This is a genomic window from Pseudomonas sp. P4_C3, from assembly GCF_056402075.1.
In genome coordinates, this window is record NZ_JBFUIC010000269.1 from 1 (window position 1) to 5,611 (window position 5,611).

At 58.3% G+C, this 5,611-nt stretch carries 9 protein-coding genes and 2 pseudogenes; 7 read left to right on the top strand and 4 right to left on the bottom strand.

Annotated features, from left to right (window positions below; genetic code table 11):
• Together AC1DVH_RS25270 and AC1DVH_RS25275 are read left to right on the top strand one after the other, a co-directional pair.
• On the top strand, positions 1–406 hold a 406-nt coding region (locus AC1DVH_RS25270; RefSeq protein WP_477756106.1), incomplete at its 5' end, for an NTP transferase domain-containing protein.
• A gap of 78 nt (positions 407–484) precedes the next feature.
• A complete protein-coding gene (locus AC1DVH_RS25275) occupies positions 485–706 on the top strand; it encodes a YgdI/YgdR family lipoprotein (RefSeq protein ID WP_007994800.1) in 222 nt (73 codons plus the stop codon).
• Between the two features lie 84 nt (positions 707–790).
• Here AC1DVH_RS25275 and AC1DVH_RS25280 read toward each other — a convergent pair whose 3' ends face one another.
• The 4 genes from AC1DVH_RS25280 to AC1DVH_RS25295 all read right to left on the bottom strand — a co-directional run bounded on the left by AC1DVH_RS25280 (position 791) and on the right by AC1DVH_RS25295 (position 3,895).
• Positions 791–1,681, bottom strand: a complete 891-nt coding sequence (locus tag AC1DVH_RS25280) for a pseudouridine synthase (protein WP_477756107.1) — start codon at positions 1,679–1,681, stop codon at positions 791–793.
• Positions 1,682–1,804: 123 nt separating this feature from the next.
• Positions 1,805–2,122: a transcriptional regulator gene (locus AC1DVH_RS25285; protein ID WP_477756108.1), complete on the bottom strand. Its 318-nt coding sequence runs from the start codon at positions 2,120–2,122 to the stop codon at positions 1,805–1,807.
• A gap of 172 nt (positions 2,123–2,294) precedes the next feature.
• Positions 2,295–2,531: a glutaredoxin family protein gene (locus AC1DVH_RS25290; protein WP_477756109.1), complete on the bottom strand. Its 237-nt coding sequence runs from the start codon at positions 2,529–2,531 to the stop codon at positions 2,295–2,297.
• Positions 2,532–2,686: 155 nt separating this feature from the next.
• A complete protein-coding gene (locus AC1DVH_RS25295; RefSeq protein ID WP_477756110.1) occupies positions 2,687–3,895 on the bottom strand; it encodes an ammonium transporter in 1,209 nt (402 codons plus the stop codon).
• Between the two features lie 328 nt (positions 3,896–4,223).
• On the opposite strand from AC1DVH_RS25295, the gene AC1DVH_RS25300 reads away from it, so the two are divergent.
• From AC1DVH_RS25300 to AC1DVH_RS25320, 5 genes and pseudogenes are all read left to right on the top strand, one after another.
• Positions 4,224–4,538, top strand: a complete 315-nt coding sequence (locus AC1DVH_RS25300; RefSeq protein WP_477756111.1) for an ElaB/YgaM/YqjD family protein — start codon at positions 4,224–4,226, stop codon at positions 4,536–4,538.
• 1 nt (position 4,539) lies between these two features.
• Positions 4,540–4,929: a phage holin family protein gene (locus AC1DVH_RS25305; protein WP_477756112.1), complete on the top strand. Its 390-nt coding sequence runs from the start codon at positions 4,540–4,542 to the stop codon at positions 4,927–4,929.
• On the top strand, positions 4,926–5,270 hold the full coding sequence (locus tag AC1DVH_RS25310) for a hypothetical protein (RefSeq protein WP_477756113.1): 345 nt from the start codon (positions 4,926–4,928) through the stop codon (positions 5,268–5,270). Before AC1DVH_RS25305 ends, AC1DVH_RS25310 begins: the two co-directional genes overlap by 4 nt.
• Positions 5,258–5,359, top strand: a pseudogene (locus tag AC1DVH_RS25315) (hypothetical protein); the annotation flags it as partial. The gene AC1DVH_RS25310 and the pseudogene AC1DVH_RS25315, both read left to right, overlap by 13 nt.
• A gap of 85 nt (positions 5,360–5,444) precedes the next feature.
• Positions 5,445–5,611, top strand: a pseudogene (locus AC1DVH_RS25320) (deoxyguanosinetriphosphate triphosphohydrolase); the annotation flags it as partial.

The following is a 5,611-nucleotide window of genomic DNA, read 5'->3' on the forward strand; positions in this document are numbered from 1 at the left end:
CTACGCCGACCAGTTGGTCCACGATGATGAAGGTGACTTCCCCGGGCCGCTGGCCGGTATTCGCGCTGGCCTGAAAGCTGCTCGCCATAGCCATCTGCTGGTCTTGCCCTGTGACGTTCCGGGCATCGATGCGGCGCTGATCGACAATATGCGCGAGACCGCCAACCTGCATCCGGACAAGCCGCTGATGGTGCGGCATGATGACCACTGGGAACCGTTGTTGTGCGTGATTCCTGTGCTACACAGGGCAGCATTTGAAAACGCCTGGAACGAAGGTGAGCGCAGCCCTGGCCGGTTGATGCGCAAGCTCGGTGCGACCGCACTGCAATGCCCCGACAAGGACCCTCGGCTGGCCAACCTCAACACGCCGGAACTGTTAAGCGGTCACGACACTGTGTCAGACTGAGATTAATCAGGAACTTGCGCGAATGGTGCACGTCTCAAGTTCGGTAACCAAAGATTTCTTATTCGGAGAAACACACTCATGACTCAACGGACCCTCGCCACTTTCATGCTTGCACTCGGCCTCGCCACCCTCGCCGGTTGCGCATCGCCTACGGTGATCACCTTGAATGACGGTCGCGAAATCCAGGCCGTCGACACGCCACAGTTCGACAAGGATTCCGGTTTCTACGAATTCGAACAGCTCGACGGCAAACAGACCCGCATCAACAAAGACCAGGTTCGTACCGTTAAAGAGCTGTAATCCTGGCACCGCCGGATACAGAAAAGCCCGCTTGATGCGGGCTTTTTCATGCCTGAGGAACAGCGCTTCAGGGTAGCTTTGTGATCACCATTGCAGGGTGATTTCACTCTCGAACTCTCGCGCCTCGCCTGTGACCGGATCGATAAATTTCAGCCCCTGAGCCAGCAGTTTCAATGGGTTGGCGTAGTCATCCTGCGCATCCTTGAGCACCTCGGGGTAAAACGGATCATTGCAGATACCGGCCCCCAACGCCGCCATATGTACCCGCAACTGATGTTTCTTGCCCGTCACCGGGTAAAGACCATAACGCCAGAGATCCCCCTGTTTCTCCCTGACTTCGACCGCAGTCTCGGTGTTGCTGGCCCCGGGCCCCTCCTGCATACGGAAGAACGGTTCGCCATCGACCAGTCGGCTTCTATGAACCAGCGGGAAAGCAAGTTCAGGCAACGCCGCAGCGATGGCCTCGTAACGCTTTTCGATCTGCCGGGTTGGAAACAACGACTGATAAGCCGAACGACTCTGCGGATTGGCGGAAAACAGTACCAGCCCTGCGGTATGCCGGTCGATGCGATGCAATGGCACCAGATGCGGATTGTCCAGGCGACGGATCAAGCGCCTGAGCAGCGTCTGTTCGACGTATTCGCCAGCCGGCGTCACGGGCAGAAAGTGCGGTTTGTCGGCCACCACCAGATGCTCGTCCGCGTACAGGATCGACTCGATCACCGGGATCGGCTTTTCATCCGGCACTTCGCGAAAATAATGAATCCGCAAACCTTCCTTGTAGGCCAGATCGAGGGCTATCGGCATGCCCTGCCCATCGAGGACCCGGCCACGGGCAATTCTGTCCAGCCATTGTTCGCGACCGATGGCGCTGAAATGCTCGCACAGGCAATCGACAACGGTGTGCCACGGGCCGGGTGGCAAGTAGAGCGTACTGGCCTGACTGTGTGCCGCGGAAAAAGAAGAAGTGGACATACGAAAGCTCTAACCCTCAGTGCAGAGCGGCATTATCCAACAGCAAGGGGAATGAACCTAGGGGGCGTTATCAATTAGTGTTCCCGTGAAAACTAATCGGGAGCGCCCCCTGGAGGAGATTCCTCAAGCCGGGATCTGCGTGCGCGCCGCCGCTTCGGTGTACTCCTTGAGCCAGCGCAGTACATCGACCGCTTCCCAGCGAGCGGGGTCGTACAGGGCGTACAACAATCCCTGATAACCCACGACATCGAGTTGCCGGTGATAACCCGCGCGCTGAAACAAGGCTTCGATTTCTGCGAAGCAGGTATTGAAATGCATTTTGTTGAAGGGCGTTTTCCCCTCGGTCACCAGACCATCCAGACGCAACTCAAGGACAGCCTCGCGCACGACGTCTGCGGACATCCGGTTCACGCTGCTCTTCAACTGTTCGACATTGACCACGATTCATCCCTCTCACGCCCGGGCTTGCCTGCTCACTCCCGAAAATCAGGAACGGCATGGCAGGCACCGCGAATAACTGTATACGCATACAGTATCCGATCAACATCGAATAAGCCAAGGGGATCAATCGCAAAGTTCGACAGACGGAACATACCGCCAGCACAAGAACCGCTCAACGCAGGAATGCCACCACCTGATCGGCGCTGAACGGCCAGCCCAGTTCAGCACCGGTATCGACTCGTCGCAGCACTGGAATTCGCAGGCTGTAAGCGGCGAACCACGCTTCATCGTCGGCGATATCCACCAGTTCAACCAGCAGGCCGCGCTCGACAAACTCCATCAACATGGCTTCGGCTACTTCACAGAGATGGCATCCAAGGGTGCCGAACAGCTGACATTCGGGAAGCATGAGCACTCAACCAGATAATGAATTGACCATTCTAGGCCTGCCCCGAAAAACCGTCGAGCCATTGAGCCCCCTGCCCTGCACAACAGCAGACCCGGCGCGGTAGGGAAACTAATTGAGAACGCCCCCTAATGCCACGGACGATGAAAAAACCTGAATCAGTCCTGGCTCACGGCACCGATCTTGTGGATCGACAGGTCCGCGCCGTAATACTCCTCTTCCTGACTCAGGCGCAATCCATGCAACGCCTTGATCACGCCATACACGGCAAACCCGCCGGCCAGTGCCACAGTGACGCCCAGCGCAGTACCAATCAACTGGCTGATCAGGCTGACCCCGCCCAACCCGCCCAAAGCGGTCTGGCCGAAAATGCCGCAGGCGATGCCGCCCCACACACCGCACAAGCCATGCAACGGCCACACACCCAACACATCGTCGATGTGCCATTTGCCTTGGGCCGCGGTAAAGCACCAGACAAACAGCGCCCCCGCGACGGCACCGGTGACCAGCGCGCCCACAGGATGCATCAGGTCGGAACCGGCACAGATTGCCACGAGCCCCGCCAACGGGCCGTTGTGCAAAAAGCCGGGGTCATTGCGCCCGACAATCAGCGCCGCCACCGTACCGCCAACCATGGCCATCAACGAGTTCACCGCCACCAGTCCGCTGACACCTTGCAGGGTTTGCGCGCTCATGACGTTGAAGCCGAACCAGCCAACAATCAGGATCCACGAGCCCAGTGCCAGAAACGGGATGCTCGATGGCGCGAACGCGACCAGCCGACCGTCGCGATAGCGGCCATTACGCGGCCCGAGCAACAGCACCGCCGCCAGTGCCAGCCAACCGCCCATGGCATGCACCACCACCGATCCTGCGAAGTCATGGAAACCGGCGCCAAAGCGCTCCAGCAACCAGGCTTGCAAACCCAGGTTGCCGTTCCAGACAATGCCTTCGAAGAACGGATAGATGAACGCGACGATCAACGCGGTTGCACACAACTGGGGAACAAACCGGGCGCGCTCGGCGATCCCGCCGGAAATGATCGCCGGGATCGCCGCGGCAAAGGTCAGCAGGAAGAAAAACTTCACCAGTCCATAGCCATGGTCGGCATTGAGCACGGCCGCTGGCTGCATGAATGTCACGCCATAGGAAATCCAATAGCCTATAAAGAAGTAGGCCAGTGTCGAAACAGCGAAGTCACTGAGGATTTTCGACAACGCATTGACCTGGTTTTTCTGTCGCACGGTTCCGACTTCGAGAAAGGCAAAACCGGCGTGCATGGCCAGAACCATGACCGCACCGATCAGAATGAACAGCGTGTTGGAGCTATGGACCAGGGTGTCCACAGCGCTTTGCAGGTTTTCCATGGGATGGGCAGACCTTATGGCAGAAAAAAGCACCAAAGCAGTTCGCGATGACTGTCCACGCACCAAGTTGCGGCTTCGGAGCATCAGCGCACTGATCTCGTTGAACCACTTTGGCGCACGGACGCCCTCCAGGAAAAACGCGCCCCGGACGTTTACGCGAGTTTTTGATTGTTGGTCCTACGGTTTTACTGAAATCATGCCCGGCCATAGCGCAATGGTGCGGACCGGCGCACCACGACGTAGCAAAAGTTGTACCAGTCATTTGTACTGAACCTTCGCCGAAGGCTCATACTCGAACGCATCAGAAAGCCACTTATGGAGATCCCCCATGGCCCGCACCAAGGCAAAGACTGCTCAAGAAATCCTGATGAACGACTTTCAGACACTGGTCAGTGACACCGAACGGTTGCTGGAGCACACCGCGACCCTGGCCGGCGATCAGGCCGATGAATTGCGCGAGCAGATTCACGACAGTCTCTTGCGTGCCCGTGAAACCCTGAAGCTGACCGAAGACTCCCTGCGCGAACACGGCAAGGCAGCAGTCACCGCCACGGAAGACTATGTCCAGGCCAACCCTTGGCAATCCGTCGGGATCGCGGCCGGTGTGGGTTTCCTGATCGGCCTGCTGGCCAGCCGGCGCTGATATGTCGATCGGTGAATCCGGCCCGTCTGTAGCGGGAACCAGCTCCTCATCGCGGCGCCTGGGCGCTGCCTTCCTTGGATTACTGCACAGCCATGTCGAACTGTTCGGTATCGAATTGCAGGAACAAAAGACCCGCACCGTCAGCCTGTTGCTGTTTGCCGGCCTGGCGCTGGTGTTTGCATTGCTGCTGTTGGTGGGGTTGTCGACGCTGGTGCTTATTGTGTTCTGGGACACCTATCGCCTGACCGCCATCATCGGGCTCTGTGTGTTCTACACCCTCGCCGCCATATTCTGTGGAATGCGTTTGAGAGCAGCGATTTTCGATGAGTCCTCGCCCTTCCACGGCACACTGGAAGAGCTGGCCAACGATCGGGAGCGCCTGATGCCATGAACCTGCCTGAATTGCCACACAACAGCTCACGCACGGAAATGCGCAAAGCCCTGATCCGCTTGCGCATGGAAATGCATCGTCAGGAAATCCGCCACGAATCCGCGCAACTGCTACAACCTTTGCAGCGGGTGCGCGGGATAACGCAAAACCTGAAGGACGGCTTCGGCGTCAAGCACGCTCCACTCTGGGGCGTGGCTGCCGTCACGTTGCTGGGCTATCTGACCGGCAAGGGTGCAAAAAACGGTGGTGGCCTCAGCAGCCTGACCCGGCTGATCCGCCTCGGCACAACACTAGGGCCGCTGATCACACTGATCATGCAAGGTTCTTCGCGCAAAGACTGATGAGTCTGGCACATGTGGTGGTGCCTTACCGGCAAGCCGGCGCGCGGATAGCCATCGATGATTTCGGCGTCGGTTACTCATCGATATCGACGCCGCCGGACTGCAGTTCCGCTTGCAGGTCATGGCGCGAAACGGGAAGCTAGGCTATTAGTCACCTGACGGAGAGACCCCGCCTTGGATTGGCACACTCTGCTTACCCGCGAACGCCTCGGAAAACCTCTGCACAGCCCTGAAGAGCTCGGTCGCAGCCCTTTTCACAAAGACCACGACCGCATCATTTTCTCGGGGGCTTTCCGCCGCCTCGGGCGCAAGACCCAGGTCCATCCGGTGTCCAGCAATGA

Bases quoted from the DNA above. Each gene is read 5' to 3' on its own strand.
- AC1DVH_RS25300 (WP_477756111.1), top strand. From the start codon at position 4,224: ATGGCCCGCACCAAGGCAAAGACTGCTCAAGAAATCCTGATGAACGAC.
- AC1DVH_RS25310 (WP_477756113.1), top strand. From the start codon at position 4,926: ATGAACCTGCCTGAATTGCCACACAACAGCTCACGCACGGAAATGCGC.
- AC1DVH_RS25295 (WP_477756110.1), bottom strand. From the start codon at position 3,895: ATGGAAAACCTGCAAAGCGCTGTGGACACCCTGGTCCATAGCTCCAAC.
- AC1DVH_RS25280 (WP_477756107.1), bottom strand. From the start codon at position 1,681: ATGTCCACTTCTTCTTTTTCCGCGGCACACAGTCAGGCCAGTACGCTC.
- AC1DVH_RS25275 (WP_007994800.1), top strand. From the start codon at position 485: ATGACTCAACGGACCCTCGCCACTTTCATGCTTGCACTCGGCCTCGCC.
- AC1DVH_RS25305 (WP_477756112.1), top strand. From the start codon at position 4,540: ATGTCGATCGGTGAATCCGGCCCGTCTGTAGCGGGAACCAGCTCCTCA.
- AC1DVH_RS25290 (WP_477756109.1), bottom strand. From the start codon at position 2,531: ATGCTTCCCGAATGTCAGCTGTTCGGCACCCTTGGATGCCATCTCTGT.